This window comes from Stutzerimonas chloritidismutans, assembly GCF_020783375.1.
GTDB lineage: Bacteria > Pseudomonadota > Gammaproteobacteria > Pseudomonadales > Pseudomonadaceae > Stutzerimonas > Stutzerimonas kunmingensis.
Genome location: NZ_CP086067.1, coordinates 4,390,962 through 4,410,693, shown reverse-complemented (window position 1 = coordinate 4,410,693; position 19,732 = coordinate 4,390,962). Strand labels below are relative to the sequence as shown.

At 66.2% G+C, this 19,732-nt stretch carries 16 protein-coding genes; 4 read left to right on the top strand and 12 right to left on the bottom strand.

All coding sequences use genetic code 11. From position 1 onward, the window contains the following. Window positions 1–62: 62 nt before the first annotated feature. Complete coding sequence (locus LLJ08_RS20680; RefSeq protein WP_014822197.1) at window positions 63–740, bottom strand: methionine ABC transporter permease; 678 nt, start codon at window positions 738–740, stop codon at window positions 63–65. Next, a complete protein-coding gene (locus LLJ08_RS20675) occupies window positions 740–1,747 on the bottom strand; it encodes a methionine ABC transporter ATP-binding protein (RefSeq protein WP_090522809.1) in 1,008 nt (335 codons plus the stop codon). The genes LLJ08_RS20680 and LLJ08_RS20675 overlap by 1 nt, the downstream gene beginning before the upstream one ends. A gap of 264 nt (window positions 1,748–2,011) precedes the next feature. Here LLJ08_RS20675 and katE point away from each other — a divergent pair, with 264 nt between their 5' ends. Further along, a complete protein-coding gene (gene katE / locus LLJ08_RS20670) occupies window positions 2,012–4,147 on the top strand; it encodes a catalase HPII (RefSeq protein ID WP_228207865.1) in 2,136 nt (711 codons plus the stop codon). Window positions 4,148–4,349: 202 nt separating this feature from the next. After that, window positions 4,350–5,837 (top strand): DASS family sodium-coupled anion symporter, encoded by a 1,488-nt coding sequence (locus LLJ08_RS20665; RefSeq protein ID WP_228207864.1) that lies wholly within the window; start codon window positions 4,350–4,352, stop codon window positions 5,835–5,837. Between the two features lie 42 nt (window positions 5,838–5,879). On the opposite strand, the gene LLJ08_RS20660 is transcribed toward LLJ08_RS20665, so the two are convergent. The 4 genes from LLJ08_RS20660 to zur are packed head-to-tail and all read right to left on the bottom strand — an operon-like array spanning window position 5,880 to window position 8,436. Continuing rightward, a complete protein-coding gene (locus LLJ08_RS20660) occupies window positions 5,880–6,392 on the bottom strand; it encodes a M48 family metallopeptidase (protein WP_228207863.1) in 513 nt (170 codons plus the stop codon). Window positions 6,393–6,396: 4 nt separating this feature from the next. Further along, on the bottom strand, window positions 6,397–7,182 hold the full coding sequence (gene znuB, locus LLJ08_RS20655) for a zinc ABC transporter permease subunit ZnuB (RefSeq protein ID WP_125897957.1): 786 nt from the start codon (window positions 7,180–7,182) through the stop codon (window positions 6,397–6,399). A gap of 1 nt (window position 7,183) precedes the next feature. Next, complete coding sequence (znuC, locus tag LLJ08_RS20650) at window positions 7,184–7,954, bottom strand: zinc ABC transporter ATP-binding protein ZnuC (protein WP_014822192.1); 771 nt, start codon at window positions 7,952–7,954, stop codon at window positions 7,184–7,186. Next, on the bottom strand, window positions 7,951–8,436 hold the full coding sequence (gene zur, locus LLJ08_RS20645) for a zinc uptake transcriptional repressor Zur (protein ID WP_014822191.1): 486 nt from the start codon (window positions 8,434–8,436) through the stop codon (window positions 7,951–7,953). The genes znuC and zur overlap by 4 nt, the downstream gene beginning before the upstream one ends. A 64-nt stretch (window positions 8,437–8,500) precedes the next feature. Between zur and LLJ08_RS20640 the strand changes: the two genes are divergently transcribed. After that, window positions 8,501–9,571 carry a zinc ABC transporter substrate-binding protein gene (locus LLJ08_RS20640; protein WP_228207862.1) on the top strand — a complete coding sequence of 357 codons (1,071 nt, stop codon included), beginning with the start codon at window positions 8,501–8,503 and terminating at the stop codon, window positions 9,569–9,571. A 53-nt stretch (window positions 9,572–9,624) separates the two neighbouring features. On the opposite strand, the gene aptA is transcribed toward LLJ08_RS20640, so the two are convergent. Next, complete coding sequence (gene aptA / locus LLJ08_RS20635; RefSeq protein ID WP_228207861.1) at window positions 9,625–10,950, bottom strand: omega-aminotransferase AptA; 1,326 nt, start codon at window positions 10,948–10,950, stop codon at window positions 9,625–9,627. Window positions 10,951–11,141: 191 nt separating this feature from the next. Between aptA and LLJ08_RS20630 the strand changes: the two genes are divergently transcribed. After that, window positions 11,142–12,635 carry an aldehyde dehydrogenase gene (locus LLJ08_RS20630; protein WP_228207860.1) on the top strand — a complete coding sequence of 498 codons (1,494 nt, stop codon included), beginning with the start codon at window positions 11,142–11,144 and terminating at the stop codon, window positions 12,633–12,635. A gap of 104 nt (window positions 12,636–12,739) precedes the next feature. Here the strand turns inward: LLJ08_RS20630 and LLJ08_RS20625 are convergent, their stop codons facing one another. From LLJ08_RS20625 to LLJ08_RS20605, 5 genes are read right to left on the bottom strand one after another with little or no spacing between them, the layout of a single operon-like run. After that, window positions 12,740–14,143 carry a glycosyltransferase family 2 protein gene (locus LLJ08_RS20625; RefSeq protein WP_228207859.1) on the bottom strand — a complete coding sequence of 468 codons (1,404 nt, stop codon included), beginning with the start codon at window positions 14,141–14,143 and terminating at the stop codon, window positions 12,740–12,742. After that, on the bottom strand, window positions 14,140–15,264 hold the full coding sequence (locus tag LLJ08_RS20620) for a HEAT repeat domain-containing protein (protein WP_228207858.1): 1,125 nt from the start codon (window positions 15,262–15,264) through the stop codon (window positions 14,140–14,142). Before LLJ08_RS20620 ends, LLJ08_RS20625 begins: the two co-directional genes overlap by 4 nt. After that, a complete protein-coding gene (locus LLJ08_RS20615; protein ID WP_228207857.1) occupies window positions 15,254–16,390 on the bottom strand; it encodes a YaiO family outer membrane beta-barrel protein in 1,137 nt (378 codons plus the stop codon). Before LLJ08_RS20615 ends, LLJ08_RS20620 begins: the two co-directional genes overlap by 11 nt. Continuing rightward, window positions 16,387–16,776, bottom strand: coding sequence for a response regulator transcription factor (locus LLJ08_RS20610; RefSeq protein WP_103457602.1), 390 nt, complete (start codon window positions 16,774–16,776; stop codon window positions 16,387–16,389). The genes LLJ08_RS20615 and LLJ08_RS20610 overlap by 4 nt, the downstream gene beginning before the upstream one ends. Next, complete coding sequence (locus LLJ08_RS20605; RefSeq protein ID WP_228207856.1) at window positions 16,773–19,649, bottom strand: CHASE3 domain-containing protein; 2,877 nt, start codon at window positions 19,647–19,649, stop codon at window positions 16,773–16,775. Before LLJ08_RS20605 ends, LLJ08_RS20610 begins: the two co-directional genes overlap by 4 nt. Window positions 19,650–19,732: the final 83 nt, after the last annotated feature.

Here is a 19,732-nt window from a genome sequence, read left to right as displayed (position 1 = left end):
TCACCTGTTTTTGCCTTGTCTTGCCTGCCTCGCCTACGTTTTTTCAACGGCCTGCTGATGGTTCATTTGCGCGAAAAATGGGTGACCAGTCTGTCGCCGACGCTTTGCAGCACCTGCACCAGCACCAGCAGCAGGACCACGGTGACGACCATCACGTCGGTCTGGAAGCGCTGGTAGCCGAAGCGGATGGCCAGGTCACCGAGGCCGCCGGCCCCCACCACACCGGCCATTGCGGTGTAGGACACCAGGGTGATGGCGGTGACGGTAATGGCGGCGATGATGCCCGGACGCGCTTCCGGCAGCAATGCGCTGAAGATGATCTGCCGCGTCGTGGCACCCATCGCCTGGGTCGCCTCGATGATGCCGCGGTCCACCTCGCGCAGCGCGGTTTCTACCAGGCGCGCGAAGAACGGCGCAGCGCCCACCACCAGCGGCGGGATGGCGCCAGCCACGCCCAGCGAGGTGCCGGTGATCAGCACGGTGAAGGGGATCATCACGATCAGCAGGATGATGAACGGCAGCGAGCGCAATACGTTGACCACGAATGACAGCGCGGCATACAGCGGCGCGTTTTCGAACAGCTGGCGCGGACCGCAGAGAAACAGCAGCACGCCCAGCGGCAGGCCAAGCAGGATGGTGAACAGCAGCGAGCCGCCGAGCATCAGCAGGGTGTCCAGCGTCGCCAGCCAGATCTCGTACCAGTCGACATTCCCTAACAAGGAGCTGAAAAGGGCTTCCATCAGCGCAATACCTCCACGTGCACGTCAGCGGCCTGCAGTTGTGCCATTGCCGCTGCCATGTCACCGCCGATCAGCGCCAGCGTGAGCTGGCCGTAGGGGGTGTCCTTGATGCGATCGATGCGCCCGGACAGGATGCTGTAGTCGACCCCGGTTTCACGGGCGACCGTGCCTAGCAGCGGCTTGTAGGTGGCGTCGCCCTGGAAGGTCAGGCGCAGGATGCGGCCCGGCACATGAGCGAAATCGTCGTGCAGCTCGCTTTCATCCATCGCCTCGTCTTCCAGCACGAAGCGCTGGGTGGTCGGGTGCTTGGGATGCAGGAACACTTCGGTGACCGGCCCCTGTTCGACGATGGCACCGGCATCCATCACCGCGACGCGGTCGCAGACGCGGCGGATGACGTCCATCTCATGGGTGATCAGCACGATGGTCAGCTTCAGTTCGCGATTGATCTCGGCCAGCAGCTGCAGCACCGAGGCGGTGGTCTGCGGATCGAGGGCACTGGTCGCCTCGTCGCAGAGCAGGATGCTCGGCTCGGTGGCCAGCGCACGGGCAATACCGACGCGCTGCTTCTGACCACCGGAGAGCTGCGCCGGATACTTGCGCGCGTGGTCCTTGAGGCCGACACGGTCGAGCAGGGCGGCGACGCGGGCGTCGATCTCACTGCGCGAGCGGATGCCGGCCAGGCGCAGCGGCATGGCGACGTTGTCGGCCACGGTCTTGGACATCAGCAGGTTGAAGTGCTGGAAGATCATCCCGACGCGCTGGCGGAAGCGCCGCAGGCCGTCGGCATCGAGCGCGGTGACATCTTCGCCGTTGACCAGGATGCGCCCGCCGGAGGGTTCCTCGAGGCGGTTGATCAGACGCAGCAGCGTGCTCTTGCCGGCGCCAGAATGGCCGATCAGGCCGAAGACTTCACCGGAGGCGATCTCCAGCTGCGTCGGCTGCAGGGCAGGGACGTCTCTGCCGCCGGTCCGATAGGTTTTGTGGACTTGATGGAATTCGATCACGGGCGAACCTTGTGGGTGCGGCGTTCGTTGCCGGGATATTCGGCGAAAGCCGGGCATTCTACCCGTTTGCCGGCGAGGTCGCTTGTCTGTGCCGCTGCGATTGAGCAAATGCATCGGGCTTATAGCCAAAGCAAATCGGTTCGGCCGGCAACCATGTAGCCGCTATAGGGGTCACTAACCGGTACGCCGTGAAATGATCACGCATCAGGTCCAGACCGTGGCCCGATCGTTCGCGGTTCAGCTCACCGCTAATGGAGGCCCATCATGACCGAAAAGACCCCTAAACAGAGCGAGCTGGCCGGCACCGATACCGTCGACCGTGCCAACCACAACGCCAAGCTCGACCAACTGGAAGAATTTCGCAGCGACGCCACCGGCGAGGCGCTGCGCACCAACCAGGGCGTAAAGATCGCTGACAACCAGAACACCCTCAAGGCCGGCGACCGTGGGCCCTCGCTGCTCGAAGACTTCATCATGCGCGAGAAGCTCACCCACTTTGACCACGAGCGCATCCCCGAGCGCATCGTGCATGCGCGTGGTTCGGCGGCGCACGGTGTGTTCGTCAGCTACGCCGACCACAGCTGGCTGACCAAGGCCTCGTTCCTCGCCGCCGAAGGCAAGGAAACCCCAGTCTTCACGCGCTTCTCCACCGTGCAGGGCTCGCGCGGCTCGGCAGACACCGTGCGCGACGTGCGCGGCTTCGCCACCAAGTTCTACACCGACGAGGGCAACTTCGATCTGGTCGGCAACAACATGCCAGTGTTCTTCATTCAGGACGCGATCAAGTTTCCGGACTTCGTGCATGCGGTGAAACCCGAGCCGCACAACGAGATCCCGCAGGCACAGTCGGCTCACGACAGCTTCTGGGACTTCGTCTCGCTGACCCCGGAATCGGCGCACATGGTGCTCTGGACCATGTCCGACCGCGCTCTGCCGCGCAGCTACCGGGCGATGGAAGGCTTCGGCGTACACACCTTCCGCCTGATCAATGCCGAGGGCGTCAGCCGCTTCGTCAAGTTCCACTGGAAGCCGGTGGCCGGCGCCTTCTCGCTGGTCTGGGACGAGACGCTGAAGATTGCCGGCAAAGACCCGGACTTCAACCGCCGCGACATGTGGGAGTCCATCGAGATGGGCGACTACTTCGAGTGGGAGCTGGGCGTACAGGTGGTGGAAGAGGCCGACGAGCACAAGTTCGATTTCGACCTGCTCGACCCGACCAAGATCATTCCCGAGGAGCTGGTGCCGGTGCAGAAGCTCGGCAAGATGACCCTCAACCGCAACCCGGACAACTTCTTCGCCGAAACCGAGCAGGCCGCCTTCCACATCGGCCACATCGTTCCGGGCATCGACTTCACCAATGACCCGCTGTTGCAGGGCCGGTTGTTCTCCTACACCGACACCCAGCTGCTGCGTCTCGGTGGGCCAAACTTCCACGAGATCCCGATCAACCGTCCGCTGTGTCCGTTCCACAACAATCAGCGCGACGCCTTCCATCGCCAGACCATCCACAAGGGCCGCGCCAACTACGAGCCCAACTCGATCGACAGCGGCTGGCCCAAGGAAACCCCACCGGCGGCCCAGGGCGGCGGCTTCGAGAGCTATCCGGAGCGCGTCGAGGGCCACAAGATCCGCAACCGCAGCGAATCCTTCGGCGACCACTTCTCCCAGGCCACGCTGTTCTGGAACAGCATGAGCGCGCCGGAGAAGGAGCACATCATCGGCGCCTACACCTTCGAGCTGGGCAAAGTGGAGCGGGTGTTCATCCGCGAACGCCAGGTCAACGAGATCCTCGCCAATATCGACCTGGAGCTGGCCCGCCGTGTCGCCGAGAACCTGGGTCTGCCGGCGCCGAGCGCACCGACCGTGGCGCCGAAGACGCCAACCCCGCAGGATTCGCCGGCGCTGAGCCTGATGAACCATGCACCGGGCAACATCAAGTCGCGCAAGGTGGCCATCCTGGTAGCCAACGGCGTCGATGGTGCGGCGATCGATGCGTTCAAGGCCAAGCTGGCCTCGGAGGGCGCGCTGGCCAAGATCATCGGCCCGTCACCGGCGCCGGTGAAAACGGCGGACGGCAAGATGCTGCCGGTCGACGCCGCGATGGACGGCATGCCCTCGGTGATGTTCGACGCCGTGTTCGTCCCCGGCGGCGCCGATGCGGCGGCGGCCATGGCCAAGTCCGGCGAGGCCAAGCACTACGTGCTGGAGGCCTACAAGCACCTGAAACCTATCGTCATGCTCGGTGCGGCGCGGCCGCTGCTGGCATCGCTGGGCCTGCAACCCGACAGCGGTCTGCTGGAGGGTGACGATGTGGACGGTGTGTTCGGCAACTTCGCCCAGGCTCTTGGCCAGCATCGGGTCTGGGCCCGCGAGGCTGCGGCGGAGGCAATTCCCGCCTGAGGTTTGCGCAAGGTTCGGCGCGGGCGCCAGCCCGCTCGAAACGTGCTGCGAGCCATCGACCACAGAACGCCGGCGCATGCCGGCGTTCTGCTTTTTTTTTACTTGGTTAAATCGCCGCAAAGGCCGCAATAGACACAGGTCATGGTCTCGCTGATCTGGCTTGCCCATGCTGAAGGCGTCTGTCAGCGGATGGAGCCATACCATGAGCGATACCCCTAACGTAGCCCTTCGCCAGGGTCTGCTTGGCATCCCGATCGGTCTGTTGGTGGCCGTACTGGCGCTGATTGGCGTGCTGCTGATGCCACTGCCTGCCGACCTGCCCGTGGCCGGCCAGCGAGTGCTGGCGATCCTGGTGTTCGCGGTGGTGGTGTGGATCACCGAAGCGGTGTCCTATGAGGTCAGCGCTATCATGATCACCGCGCTGCTGGCGTTCCTCATCGGTACGGCGCCTACGCTGGAAAACCCCGAGGTCGCCTACGGCACCTCAAAGGCGATCGGTATGGGGCTTTCCGGCTTCGCCAATCCGGCATTGGCGCTGGTAGCCGGAGCCCTGTTCATCGCTGCGGCGATGACCCTGACCGGGCTCGACCGGCGCATTGCGCTGATGACCCTATCCAGGGTCGGCACCAGTTCGCGGCATATCCTCGGCGGCACGCTGGTGGTCATCGTCCTGCTCAGCCTGGTGGTACCCAGCGCCACGGCGCGCGCCGCCTGCGTGGTGCCGATCATGCTTGGCATCATCACCGCATTCGGGATCGACAAGCGTTCGAACTTCGCCGCCGGCATGATGATCATCGTCGCCCAGGGCACCAGCATCTGGAACATCGGCATCCAGACCGCAGCGGCGCAGAACCTGCTGCTGGTGGGCTTCATGGACAAGCTGCTGGGTGAACGAGTCAGCTGGATCGACTGGCTCATCGCCGGCGCACCCTGGGCCGTGCTGATGTCCTTCGTCCTGCTGGTCATCGTGCTCAAGCTGCTGCCGCCGGAAACCGAGCGGATAGCCGGTGGCAAGGAAGCCGTGGCACGCTCGCTCGCCGAACTTGGGCCGATGACCTCGGCGCAGAAGCGCCTGCTCGCCGTGTCCATTGGGCTGCTGCTGTGCTGGGCCACCGAGGGCAAGTTGCACAGCTTCGACACCACCAGCACCACCTATGCCGGCCTGGTGATTCTGATGCTGCCGCGCATCGGCGTGATGAACTGGAAGGAGGTTCAGGCGCGGGTGCCCTGGGGCACGGTGATCGTCTTCGGTGTTGGTATCAGCCTCGGCACGGTATTGCTCACGACTCAGGCCGGACAGTGGCTGGGCGCGCAGGTGGTCGCTCACACCGGGCTTGGCGTGGTGGGGCCGCTGGGCATTTTCGCCATTCTCGGTGCCTTCCTCATCGTGATCCATCTGGGCTTTGCCAGTGCCACGGCGCTGACATCGGCGATGCTGCCGATCCTGATCTCGGTGTTGCTCAGCCTGCCAGGGGATTTCAGCCGGCTGGGGATGACCATGCTGCTCGGCTTTGTCGTCAGCTATGGCTTCATCCTGCCGATCAACGCGCCGCAGAACATGGTTTGCCTGGGCACCGAGACCTTCAGCGCCCGGCAATTCGCCAAGGTCGGCGTGCTGGTAACGCTGATCGGCTATCTGAGCATGTTGCTGTTCGCGATGACCTGGTGGCGCTGGCTGGGTTGGATCTGAGCGGCACTACATTTTGGATCGACGCCTGGCAGCACTGATGCGCTAGGCATTCTTGCCCGGTAGCGCCTCCAGCTCGCGCCAGTGCAGGAACAGGCGCAGATCGAACTCGATCTGCCCATAGCCCGGCAGCATGTGTTCGCAGAGCTTATAGAAGGCGCGGTTGTGCTCGCTCTCACGCAGATGGGCGAGTTCGTGCACCACGATCATCTGCAGGAATTCCGGCGCCGCCTCGCGAAACAGTGCGGCGACGCGGATCTCCTTCTTCGCCTTGAGCTTGCCGCCCTGCACCCGTGACACCGCGGTATGCAGGCCCAGCGCGCGATGTGTCAGGTCCAGGCGATTGTCATAGAGCACCTTGTCGATCGGCGGCGCGCTTTTCAGATAGTCCTGCTTGAGCTTCTGCACGTAGCCGTACAGCGCCTTGTCACTCTGCACTTCGTGCCGTGCCGGGTAACGACGCTGCAGATAGTCACCCAGGCGCCGCTCGGCGATCAGCTGGCGAACCTGCGCCAGCAGCGGCTCCGGGTAGCCGCGCAGGTATTTCAGATCGGTCATGGCCTCAGGCCCTGCGAGGCCAGGCGAAGCTGAGCAGGAACAGCGCGGCGGCGCTGACCACGATGGACGGCCCGGCGGGGGTGTCTTCGAACCAGGACAGCGTCAGACCCAGGCACACCGCGACGATGCCCAACACGCTGGCGCCAAAGGCCATCTGCTCCGGCGTGCGCGCATGGCGTTGCGCGGCGGCGGCGGGAATGATCAACAGCGAGGTGATTAGCAGCACGCCGACGATCTTCATCGCCACGGCGATCACCACGGCGATCAGCAGCATCAGCGCCAGGCGGATACCGGCCACCGGCAACCCTTCGACCTTGGCCAGCTCCTCGTGCACGGTGATCGCCAGCAACGGCCGCCACAGCGGAATCAGCATCAGCAGCACCAGGGCGCTGCCGCCGATGATCCAGGCCAGATCGCTCGGCCCGACGGCGAGCAGATCGCCGAACAGATAGCCCATCAGGTCGATGCGCACGTCATCCATGAAGCTCAGCGACACCAGGCCCAGCGACAGCGTGCTGTGCGCGAGAATGCCGAGCAGCGTGTCCGAGGCCAGCGGCTGGCGCTGCTGCAGGGTGACCAGCAAGAGCGCGAGCAGCACGCAGCCGACGGTCACCGCCAGGGTCAGGTTGACGTCGAGCATCAGCCCGAGGGCGACGCCGAACAGTGCGGCGTGGGACAGGGTGTCGCCGAAATAGGCCATGCGCCGCCAGACGACGAAAGAGCCGAGCGGGCCGGCGACCAGCGCCAGGGCGAGGCCGGCGAGCAGGGCGTTGAGAAGGAAATCGGGCATGTCAGTGCTTGCAGTTCGGGCCGTGGACGTGGGGTTTGCCGGTCACCACGCTGCCGTGCAGGTCGTGGCTGTGGTCGTGCTGGTGGTGGTAGATCGCCAGACTGCGCGCGTCCTGGCCGAACAGTTCGACGAAGGCCGGGTCGCTGCTGACCTGCTCCGGGTGCCCCGAGCAGCAAACGTGGCGATTGAGGCAGACCACCTGGTCGGTGGCGCTCATCACCAGGTGCAGGTCGTGGGAGACCATCAGCACGCCGCAGCCGTAGCGGTCGCGCAACACGCCGATCAACCGGTACAGCTCGGCCTGGCCGGCGACGTCGACGCCCTGCACCGGTTCGTCCAGCACCAGCAACTCCGGCTCGCGCAGCAGCGCGCGGGCGAGCAGCACACGCTGCATTTCGCCGCCGGAAATCTTCTGCAGCGGGCTGTCGATGACGTGTTCCGCACCGACTTCACCCAGCGCCGCCAGTGCGCGGGCACGATCGACGCCAGGTACCAGGCGCAGAAAGCGCAGCACCGACAAGGGCAGGGTGGCATCTACGTGCAGCTTCTGTGGCATGTAGCCGACGCGCAGCTTCGGCTTGCGCCAGACCTGCCCGCGATCAGGTTTCAGCAAGCCCAGCACGGCGCGGACCAGGGTGGTCTTGCCGGCCCCGTTGGGGCCGATCAGGGTGACGATCTCGCCGCGATGCACCTGCAGTTGCGCGCCTTCCAGCACATTCTGGTTGGCGAAGCGCACGTGGATGTCATCCAGCCGCAGCAGCACCTCGCTCATGCGGCTTCCCGGCAGTTCGAGCAGAGGCCGACCACTTCCACGGTCTGCCCCTCGACGGCGAAGCCGACGCTGCCGGCGGCGCTGTCGATGGCCTCGGCGATGGCGCGTTGCTCGAGTTCGATGGCGGTGTGGCAGTGCCGGCAGATGAGGAACTGGCCCTGGTGCGGATGCTCCGGATGGTTACAGCCGATGAAGGCGTTGAGCGACGCGATGCGATGCACCAGGCCGTTCTCCAGCAGGAAATCCAGCGCGCGGTAGACGGTGGGCGGCGCGGCGCGGCGGCCATCCTGCTCGCTCAGTACGGCGAGGATGTCGTAGGCGCCGAGCGGCCTGTGGCTTTGCCAGACCAGCTCCAGCACACGCTTGCGCAGGGCGGTCAGGCGCACGCCCTGGCGCGCGCAGAGGCTGTCGGCTTCGGCCAGCGCGTGGCTGACGCAATGGTCATGGTCGTGGGGCGTACAGGCCAGCGGGGTCTTGGACATGAGCGGCGACGTGTTGGGGTAGAGACGTTATTATGTACCAATTCCCTCCGTACGAGTGACGCCCGTGAATCGTCTTTTTTCCCTTCCCTTGCTCGCGGCGCTGGTTGCTGGCGCCGCGTCTGCCCACGCCGAAGTCCGCGTGCTGACCAGCATCAAGCCGCTGCAGCTGATCGCCGCGGCGGTTCAGGATGGCGTCGGTGAGACTGACGTTCTGCTGCCGGCCAGCGCTTCGGCGCATCATTACTCGCTGCGACCGTCCGACGTACGGCGTATCCGCGATGCGCAGCTGTTCTACTGGATCGGCCCGGATCTGGAGAGCTTCCTGCCGCGCGCACTGAGCGCTCGCGAAGGCACGACCGTGGCGGTGCAGGACCTGCCGCAGCTGACCCTGCGTCGTTTTGGTGATGCGCACGCGCACGACGGGGCTGAACATCACGATCACGACGATCACGACGATCACGACGATCACGACGATCACGACGATCACGACGATCACGACGATCACGACGATCACGACGATCACGACAGCCATGACCATGATGCTCACGAGCATGACGAAGCCGCACATGGCGAGACCGCCCATGCCGACGAGCACGACCACGACCATCGGCCGGGCACGCTCGATGCGCACCTGTGGCTGCTGCCAGCCAACGCACTGGTGATCGCCGAGCGCATGGCTGCGGACCTGGCCACCGCCGACCCGGCCAACGCACAGCGCTACCAGGCCAACTCGGCGGCCTTCGCCCAGCGTATCGAGGCGCTCGACGCCCGCCTCAAGCAGCGCTTCAGCAAGGTGCAGAACAAGCCGTTCTTCGTTTTCCACGAGGCCTACGACTACTTCGAGGCGGCCTACGGCCTGCGCCATGCCGGCGTGTTCAGTGCCGGTGGCGAGTCGCAACCCGGCGCCCGGCATGTCGCGGCGATGCGCGAGCGCTTGCAGCAGGCCGGGCCGAGCTGCGTGTTCAGCGAACCGCCGGCGCGTCCGCGACTGGCCGAAACGCTGACCGCCGGCTTGCCGGTGAAGATGGCGGAGCTGGATGTGCTCGGTGTCGGCCTGGCGACCGATGCGCAGGGCTACGAAAAGTTGCTGGAAGGCCTCGGCGACACCCTGGCCGGCTGCCTGGAATCGCTCTGATCCAGTGCCCGGCCTGATCCGTCAGGCCGGGCCACGCTTCTCGGGGCGCTGCGTCAGCCGGCCTTGCGAATACCGTCGGCGAGCAACTCCATCATCTGGTCGATCTCGGCCTTCTCGACGATCAGCGCCGGCGACAGCGCAATGGTGTCGCCGCTGGCGCGTACCAGCAGGCCCTTCTCGAAACACTCCCGGAACACCTCGTAACCGCGCTTGCCGACGCCATCGGCATGGGCAGCGAACTGGATACCCGCGACCAGCCCGACCGTGCGGATGTCGATCACGTTGGGCAGGTCCCTGAGGCTGAACAGTGCTTCCTGCCAGTAGGGCTCCAGGTCGATGGCCTTCTGGAACAGGTTTTCCTGCTGATAGATCTGCTGGGTCGCCAACGCCGCCGCGCAGGCCACCGGATGCCCGGAGTAGGTGTAGCCGTGGAAGAACTCGATGACGTTTTCCGGTCCCTTCATGAAGGCATCGAACAGGTGGTCGGCGACCAGCACCGCGCCCATGGGAATCGCGCCGTTGGTCAGGCCCTTGGCGCAGGTGAGGATGTCCGGCGTCACGCCCCAGCGCTGGGCGGCGAAGGCTTCGCCGACACGGCCGAAGCCGGTGATGACCTCATCGAAGATCAGCAGGATGCCGTGCTTGGCGGTGATCTCGCGCAGACGCTGCAGATAGCCCACCGGCGGCAGGATGACCCCGGCCGAGCCGGACATCGGCTCGACGATCACTGCGGCGATGTTCTCCGCGCCATGCAGCACCACCAGCCGCTCCAGTTCATCGGCGCGCTCCACGCCATGCTGCGGCAGGCCCTTGCTGAAGGCGTTGCGCTGCAGATCGAGGGTGTGCGGCAGGTGATCGACGCCCGGCAGCATCGGGCCGAAGGCGCGGCGGTTGTTGGCCATGCCGCCCACCGACATGCCGCCGAAACCGACGCCGTGATAGGCCAGCTCGCGGCCGATCAGCCGCGTACGCGAGCCCTGACCGATGGCGCGCTGATAGGCGAGGGCGATCTTCAGCGCGGTATCCGCCGACTCCGATCCGGAGTTGGTGAAGAACACCCGGTTCAGTCCTTCGGGGCTGATGGCGGCGAGTTTCTCGGCCAGCTCGAAAGGTAGCGGATGGCCCATCTGAAAGGTCGGCGCGAAGTCCATCCTGGCGATCTGCTTGCTCACCGCTTCGCTGATCTCGCGCCGGCCATGGCCGGCATTGCAGCACCAGAGCCCGGCCGTGCCGTCGAGTACCTGGCGGCCGTCGCTCGCCGTGTAATACATGCCCTCGGCGCTCTCCAGCAGGCGCGGCGTGGCCTTGAACTGGCGGTTGGCGGTGAAGGGCATCCAGAAGTGATCGGGCGAGGCGTCGGGGTGGAAATCCTGTGACATGGGGCTGGCTCCGGGTGGCGAGCGGCTATGCTGCGACGGCGAGCCGCAGGGTTTTCATCGAGTCTATGTTTAATAAAACGAACAAAACAAGGCGATAGACCGGCCGTTCGTAAAAAATATTGATAGGGTCCGCGCCGCTGGTTTAGGGTGCCTTTTCCACAGCCCGAAGACCTGACTAGAGAGGATGCACCATGCCCACCCTGACCCTCGCCGACTGGCAACAGCGTGCCCGCGACCTGCACATCGAAGGTCGCGCCTTTATCCAGGGTGAGTATTGCGCCGCGGCGGACGGCGGCCAGTTCGACTGCATCAGTCCGGTGGACGGGCGGGTGCTGGCGCAGGTCGCCAGCTGCGACCAGGCCGACGCCGAGCGCGCGGTGGCCAGTGCCCGTGCCGCATTCGATGCCGGCAGCTGGTCGCGTTTGGCACCGGCCAAGCGCAAGGCGGTGCTGATCCGCTTTGCCGGTCTGCTGGAAGCCCACCGCGAGGAGCTGGCGCTGCTGGAGACCCTCGACATGGGCAAGCCGATCGGCGACTCGCTGGCGGTGGACATCCCCGGGGCCGCGCGGGCGCTTCGCTGGAGCGGCGAGGCGATCGACAAGATCTACGACGAAGTGGCGGCCACGCCCCACGACCAGCTCGGCCTGGTCACCCGCGAGCCGGTCGGCGTGGTGGCGGCCATCGTGCCGTGGAATTTCCCGCTGATGATGGCCTGCTGGAAGCTCGGCCCGGCGCTGGCCACCGGCAATTCGGTGGTGCTCAAGCCGTCCGAGAAGTCGCCGCTGACCGCCATCCGCATTGCCCAGCTGGCGATCGACGCCGGCATTCCGGCCGGCGTGCTCAACGTGCTGCCGGGCTACGGCCACACCGTCGGCAAGGCGCTGGCGCTGCACATGGACGTCGATACCCTGGTGTTCACCGGTTCCACGCGGGTCGCCAAGCAGCTGATGATCTATGCCGGCGAATCGAACATGAAGCGCGTCTGGCTGGAGGCCGGAGGCAAGAGCCCGAACATCGTCTTTGCCGACGCGCCCGATCTCGAAGCAGCAGCGCAAGCCGCGGCCGGCGCCATTGCCTTCAACCAGGGCGAGGTCTGCACCGCCGGTTCGCGCCTGCTGGTGGAGCGCTCGATCAGGGAGCGCTTCCTGCCCATGGTGGTCGAGGCCCTCAAGGGCTGGAAGCCGGGCAACCCGCTGGACCCGGCGACCAATGTCGGCGCGCTGGTGGACAGCCAACAGCTCAACACCGTGCTTGGCTACATCGACGCCGGGCGCCAGGCCGGCGCGCAGGTGCTGATCGGCGGCCAGCGCACGCTTGAGGAGACTGGCGGACTGTATGTCGAGCCGACCATCTTCGATGGCGTCGACAACGCGATGAAGATCGCGCAGGAGGAAATTTTCGGTCCGGTGCTGTCGGTGATCACCTTCGACAGCGCCGAGGAAGCGGTGGCGATCGCCAACGACACGCCCTACGGCCTGGCCGCGGCCGTGTGGACCGCCGACCTGTCCAAGGCACACCGCACCGCGCGGGCGCTGCGCGCCGGCAGCGTGTGGGTCAATCAGTACGACGGCGGCGACATGACCGCGCCGTTCGGCGGCTTCAAGCAGTCCGGCAACGGTCGCGACAAGTCACTGCATGCCTTCGACAAGTACACCGAGCTGAAGGCGACCTGGATTCAGCTCTGACGGCATCCGTAGGGTGGATGTCGCCTTTTACATCCACCTTGTTGCACAGCCAGTGGATCGATGAAGCGTGATCCACCCTCCGATTTGGTTTTTTGAGCGTTCAGCTAGCTTTGCCCCCACTGCCCGCTGCGGCGCATCGCGCCCCAGTGGTGCTTGCGTCGCGAGAACCATTGCCAGAGGCCACGACAGCGCCAGACGGTGTTCAGCTGGCGGTAGCCGAAGTTCTCCAGCACGGCCATCAGAAACAGCTGCAGCATGTCGCGCCGACGGCTGTAGACGCGGAACGACATGGTTTCCAGCAGCAGGCCGTTGACCGACAGCAGGATGCCCATGCCGATCGCCACCAGCAGGAAGGCCGCCAGCGCCGCGTAGGACACCGCACCGAAGGCGAAGCCGGCGAGCATGAAGCCGTAGCCGACCAGCTCGATCAGCGGGCCGATCCATTCGAACAGCGCCATGAACGGCCAGGCCAGCCAGCCCGGCGTGCCGCCACGCAGGCTGAAGGCCAGCCGGGCATGCCGACTCAGGCTTTCGGCCAGGCCGCGTTGCCAGCGGCTGCGCTGGCGGCCCAGGGTGCCGAGGTCTTCCGGGCATTCGGTCCAGCAGATCGGATCGGGCAGGTAGCGGATGCGGTAGGGGATGCGCTTCTCGCGGTGATAACGGTGCAGCCGCACCACCAGCTCCATGTCCTCGCCGACGGTATCGGTGCGATAGCCGCCGACCGCCATCACCCGTTCGCGGTCGAACAGGCCAAAGGCGCCGGAGATGATCAGCACGGCGTTGAGCGGCGACCAGCCGAGACGGCCGAAGAGAAACGCACGCAGGTATTCGACGATCTGGAAGCGCGCCAGCCAGTTGCGTGGCAATCCGGCTTGGATAAGAAAGCCGCCGCGCACCTGCGAGCCATTGGCGATGCGCACGGTGCCGCCGGCGGCGATGGTGCGTTCGTCCTCGAGGAAGGGCTGCACCACGCGCAGCAGGCTGTCGCGCTGCAGGATCGAGTCGGCGTCGACACCGCAGAACAGGCCGTAGCGCGCGGCATTGATACCGGCATTCAACGCATCGGCCTTGCCGCCGTTGGCCTTGTCCACCACCCGCAGATTGGCGTAGCGCCGCGAACGATAGATGGCCTGCACCGGTTGGTGGGCCACGGCCTGGCGCAGCGGCTCGGGGTGCGGCACCAAGTCGAATTCCTCGATCAGCACGGCGAGGGTGTTGTCCTTCGAACCGTCGTTGATCACCACGATCTCGAACTCGGGGTACTGTAGCTGCAGCATCGAGCGCACCGAGGTGCGGATCGTCGCCTCCTCGTTGAAGGCCGGCATGAGCACCGACACCGGCGGTTCGACGCCGAGATAGGGCGCCAGCTCGCCGGTTTCCGCGCGCTGGCGGATGTAGCCCATCAGGCTTGCCATCGACAGCATGTTCAGCAGCAGGTACATGCCGTTGAGCAGCAGGAAATAGAGGATGAATGCGACCTGCAACCACCACAGCCAAGTATCGGTCACCGGCGCACCTCCGCGATGGCGCGGCGCAGGGCGTCCCTGCCGTAACGATCACGAACCTGTTCAAGCATATGCTGCAGCCCCTCCAGCGTTGCGCCCGGCATCGCCGCCAGGCTGTCGGCCGCCGCCTGGCGTACCCACCAGCTGCTGTCCGATAGCAGCGGCAGGAACAGTTCGCTGTCTTCGCGGCGTGCCTGTTTGTGCAGCGCCTGCAGCGCCGCCAGACGCACGGTGTCCTGTTCGTGCTGCAGGGCGCGTAGCAGGCGGTGGCGGTCGCGCGGGTCGCCGAGTTCGCACAGGCAGCGCAGCGCTACCTGCAGATATTCCGCCGGTGCGCCTTCGTCCAGCCGAGCTCGGGCCCAGGGCGCGGCGTGGCGGGGATCGCCCTGCACGAGCAGCGGTACCAGACGCTCGCGACGCGGATCTTCCGAGGAGGACAGCACGATCAGCAGCGGCGTGGTCACGGCCTGTTCGCCAGCCTGCTGGCAGAGGCTGATCAGCCGCGGCAGGGCCCAGTCGGGGCGATTCACCGCCGCCGGCAGGATCAGCTCCATGGCTTTGCTGGCGTCCATCGCCACCAGGGTCTGGGCGGCGGAGAGGGCGACGATGGAGTTGCGGCTGAGCAAGAGCGACTGTACTGCGTCCCAGTGTGTCGGTTCAGCCAGATGGCGCAGGCAGGTCAGGCCGATCAGCTTGCTGCGCACCCGCCCGCGCAGCAGGTTCAGGGCCTGGCGGTCCATGCCCAGGGCGATCAGGGCGCGGTTCATGCGCTCGCGGGCGGCGCCGCGCAGCTGCAGCTGGGTGCGGTTCCACTGCAGCAGGAACCACAGCTGCCGCCGCCTCGGCAGCGGTGCATGGCTGGGCGGGAGTTCGTCGCTCAAGCTGCAGAGGGCGAAGAAGGGCCGCCACTGTTCGTTGAACTGCTGCCGGCGTACGGTGCGCCGGCGTGATACCTCACCGAGCAGAAGCACCTGCAGCAACACCAGCACGGTCAGTGTGCCGAGGCCGAGGGCGCAGTACAGCGCCAGTTGCAGCATGCGGTCTTCCGGCCAGAGCTGCGTCCAGGCGTTGGCCAGTGCTTCGCACAGCCAGGGCGGACAGCGCGCCAGCCATTCAGAAAGCATGACGCAGGCCGAGCTGCAGCCATTGCCGGTCGTAGTAGCTGCCCTGCTGGTGATGGCCGATCTCCCAGCTCAGCGCCCAGCGGCTGTCGAACCAGTGGCGACCTTGCAGGCTGATGGCGCGCACGTCGCTGGTGATCAGCTGCTGTTCCTCCACCGCTTCTTCCTCGCCGACGGTCAGGCGCAGGCCGGCGTAGCTCAGGCCCTGGTAGTAGTAGTCCAGTGCCAGGTCATGGCCGATCGGCGTGCCGGCGTTGGCGACGTCGGTGACGTTCAGCGTGTAGCCGGCGCGCCAGGCATTCCAGTAGCGCTCGGCGCTCAGCGCCAGGCGGTCGACCCGGGTCGTCTCGTATTCGGTGCGACGGACACTGACGGCGCCGAGGTAGCCGCCCGGTAGCCGCCGCTGCAGGCGCAGATCGGCATGCCACTCGGGAAGGAAATAGGGCGACGGCTGGTAGCCGACCTCCGGTTGCAGGGTCCAGTTCTCGTCCAGCGCAATGACGGCGCCGGCTTCGACGCCTTCGTCCCACTCGCCGAAGCGTTGCTCGCGTGTCAGCGCGCCATACCAGCCGAGACTCTCCGGTTTCGTCGAGGCGTAGTCCAGGCGCTGGCTGCGCCAGTTGTCAAAGCCGCTGTCGAGCCAGTCCTGGCGAGCGGATATTTCCAGTTCGTGGCGTCGCCTGGTCGCGGCGTCGACCACCGGCACGGGCGCCGCTGCGGTGCTGGGCACGGTCAGCGCAGCACGGGCCTGCTGGATCACCTGCTGCACCTCGGCATAGTCCGGGGCGAGCTGGGCGGCGCGCTCGAGCGATTCCAGCGCCCGTTGCGGATGACCAGCCCAGAGTAGCGCCTGGCCCTCGCCGAGCAGATAGTCGGCGTTGTCCGGCTGTTGCTGCAGCAGGCGGCGATAGATCGGCAGCGCCTGTTCAGGGCGGCCTTGCCAGCTCAATACGCGGGCTAGCAGGAACTGCGCCGCGGTGTCGTCCGGCTGCCCGGCCAGATGCGCCTGCAGCGTGGCCTCGGCCGCGTCCAGTTGTTGCGCCTGGACCTGCCGCTCGGCGGTAGCGACGTCCGCCAGCGCCGCACTGCACGGCAGCGCCAGGGCAATCAGCATGGCCGCTCGCTTCATCGGCGGCCCCTCAGCAGTCGGCGGATGCGCGCCAGCAGTTCCTCCGGCTGGAAGGGCTTGGTCACGTAGTCGTCGGCGCCGAGTTCCAGCGCTCGGACGATGTCCACTTCACGGGCCTTGGCCGTCAGCATCAGCACCGGCACGCTGTCCCAGCCGGGCTGCGCCCGCAGCCGTTCGATCAGCTCGAGGCCGTCGTGGTAGGGCAGCATGATGTCCATCAGCGTCAGGTCCGGCGGTTCGGCCCGGGCGAAGTGCTCCAGGGCCTGGCGGCCATCGGCGGCGTGGTCGACCACGAAGCCGTGACGTTCGAGCATGTAGCGGATGAGAAAGGCGATGTCCTCTTCGTCTTCCACCATGAGAATGCGTTTGCTGGCGGATTCGCTCATGGGTGAGCCTCGTCGGTTTCGTGTGTGTGCCCCGGCGGCCAGTGTTGCAGCAGGTGCTGGATCAGCCTGGCCAGCTCGTCGCCGTCGTGACGGGATTTCACCAGTTGGCGCAGCGCCAGGCGGTTGTCCTGAATCGGGGTGTCGAGCGCGGAAAAGATGATCACCGGCGGCGGTGGGACGCTCTGCGCCAGCTGGTCGAACAGCTCGGTGCCCTGGCCGTCCGGCAGCATCAGGTCAATGATCGCCAGGTCGAAGGTTTGTGCCGCGATCAGCTCGCGCGCGTCGTGCAGCGTCGCGGCGCCGGAAAGATCGACATCGAGCGCGGCGATCTGCCTGGCCAGCAGCACCCGCAGGTCGTCGTCGTCCTCGACGTGCAGGATGCGCGGTTTGTGCCCGCCGAGCTGCAGACAGGCGCGGATCACGTCCATGACCCGCGAGGGGTCGATCGGTTTGTGCAGCCAGTCGATCACGCCTACCGCGCCGCCGCGCAGCGTGCCGTCGTCATCATCGCGGCGCTGCGGCTGCAGGCTGACGATCAGCACCGGCAGGTTGCGGTAGTTGTGCTGGCTGCGCAGGCTCTGCAGGAAGGCCGCGCTGTTTTCGTCATCCAGCGCCGGGCTGAGGGTCAGTGCCTCGACGTCGAACCGCTGCAACAGCTGACGCGCCTCGGCTGCGCTCCCGCTGATCAAGGTGGCGTAGCCATGTTGTTGCAGCGCTCTGGCCAACTGCTCGGCGGCCCGCGCATCCGGCTCGAGGATGAGGATCAATGGCGCGTCGTCACGCTGAGCGGCGCTGGCTGGCGCTGCGGCGGGTCGCTGCAGCGGCGTCGCTGGTTGCTCCTCCAGCGGCAGCTGCAGCCAGAAGCGCGAGCCGTGACCTTCCTGGGAGTCGAAACCGATCTGTCCGTGCATCTGCTGCACCAGCGAGCGGGTGATCGCCAGTCCCAGCCCGGTGCCGCCGCGCTGGCGGGCGTCGGAGGAATCGGCCTGGGCGAAGCGCTCGAAGATGCGCCCACGGAAAGCCTCGGGAATCCCCGGCCCCTGATCCTGTACGCCGAGTTCCAGCACGTTGTCATGGTGACGTAGATCGACCGTCACGCTGCCGCCGGCGGGGGAATGCTTGATCGCGTTGGACAGCAGGTTGGCCATCACCTGGGCGAAGCGGTCGGGGTCGACCATGGCGTCGCTCGACAGCGACTCATCGGCGCCCACCAGCCTGAGGTTGACGTCGTAGTCGCGGGCGTACGGCTGGATATCCGACAGCGCCTGCTGCACCAGCGCGCGCACGTCATGGTGGCCGAAGTTGAAGGCCAGGCGTCCGGCTTCGAGTTTTTCGATGTCGAGGATGTCGTTGATCAGGCGCACCAGGCGTTCGCTGTTCTTGTGAGCGATATCCAGCAGCGGGCGGGCGTCGTCGCCGATATGTCCGGCAATGCCTCCGATCAGCATACCGAGGGCGCCGCGGATGGCGGTCAGCGGCGTGCGCAGCTCGTGGCTGACGGTGGAGATGAATTCGGTCTTCATCTGCTCCATGCGTCGGCGCAGGGAGATGTCCACCGCCACCGTGACCACATGACAGGTACGTGTCGAGATCCGCAGCGGGCGCTTGACCACCTGGAACCAGTGCTCCGCTCCATGGGCGTCGGTCAGCGCGACCTCGGTGCTGCGCAGATCGCCGCTGCCTCCCGCCAGTTCGGCCAGCTCTTCGTCACCCAGCAGCAGCGGTTGCAGCCGCACGGCAGACGGCACCTCGTCGGGGCGGCGCTGCTCGATGTCCTGCGGGCGCACGTCCAGCAGGGCCGCGAGCGCCGAATTGCAGAGCAGGAAGCGGCCCTGGGCGTCGCGAACGAAGATCAGGTTATCGTCGGTGTCGACCACGCGGCGGAGAAAGACCTGCTGGTCGTGCAGGCTGTCGCGGTTGCGCTGCAGTTCGCTAACGTCGCGCGCGATGGCCAGATGATCGCCCAGCCCGGTGGGCATCAGACGAACCTCGAAGGTGCGCTGGGTCTGCAGCTCGCACCAGGTCTTCTGGCGCAGTGCGCCCTCGTCGGTCTGATAGAGCAGCTCGATGAGCAAGGGTTCGATCGCTTCCGGCGGCGGTGCGCGGCGCGGGGTGCCTCGCGAAATGCTCGACACCTGCTGCCGCTTATCGACCGCGTAGAGATGGTCCGGGATGGCCTGCAGCAGCGCCCCGAGGCGTGCCTCGCCGGCCTGGGCGCTGCGGGCGAGCTGCTGGCGAATCTGCAGATTCCGCTGCAAGGCCCAGAAGGCCGCCAGAAACAGCCCGATCACCACCAGCGTGCCGATCAGTGCCAGTTGCTGCGCGCGCTCGGTGGTGCGTGCCACGGCTGCGCTGGCGGCGGCCAGGTGGCTGCGCTCGTGCTGCTCGACGGCGTTGAGCAGTGCGCGCAGGCGGTCCATCAGCAGGTGCCCGCCGGCCTCGCGCAGACGCTCCACGGCAGCCTGCAGCCCGGCCTCGCGGCGGGTTTGCATGTTGCCGGCGGCAACTTCGAGGCGGTCGGCGATGGTCGCATCGAGGGTCCGGAACCAGCGTCGGTCGGGATAATCACGTCCTTCGACCTGGCGCTGCAGGCTGCGTCGGTTGCCTTCCAGTTGTCTGAGGCCACGTTCGTAGGGTTCGAGATAGGTGGGGTCGCCGGTGAGGATGAAACCGCGCGAACCGGTTTCGATGTCCTGTAACGAAGAAAAGATCGCCTGGACCGAGGTGATGATTTCCAGGCTGTGGCTGACCGAGCGATTGGTCTGCAACAGCGCTTCCTGCGTGCGCTTGCCTTGCCAGCCAAGCGCGACGAGCAACAGAAACGCAGCGAGAAAGGCGATTGAATGCCAACCGATCGCGAGTCTTGCGGGCAAATCGGACTCCTTCCGCCGGGGATGACTGCACAGAATCCCCAGTTGCCTCGCTACCGCGTGGTCACCGGGATGAACTCAGTGTA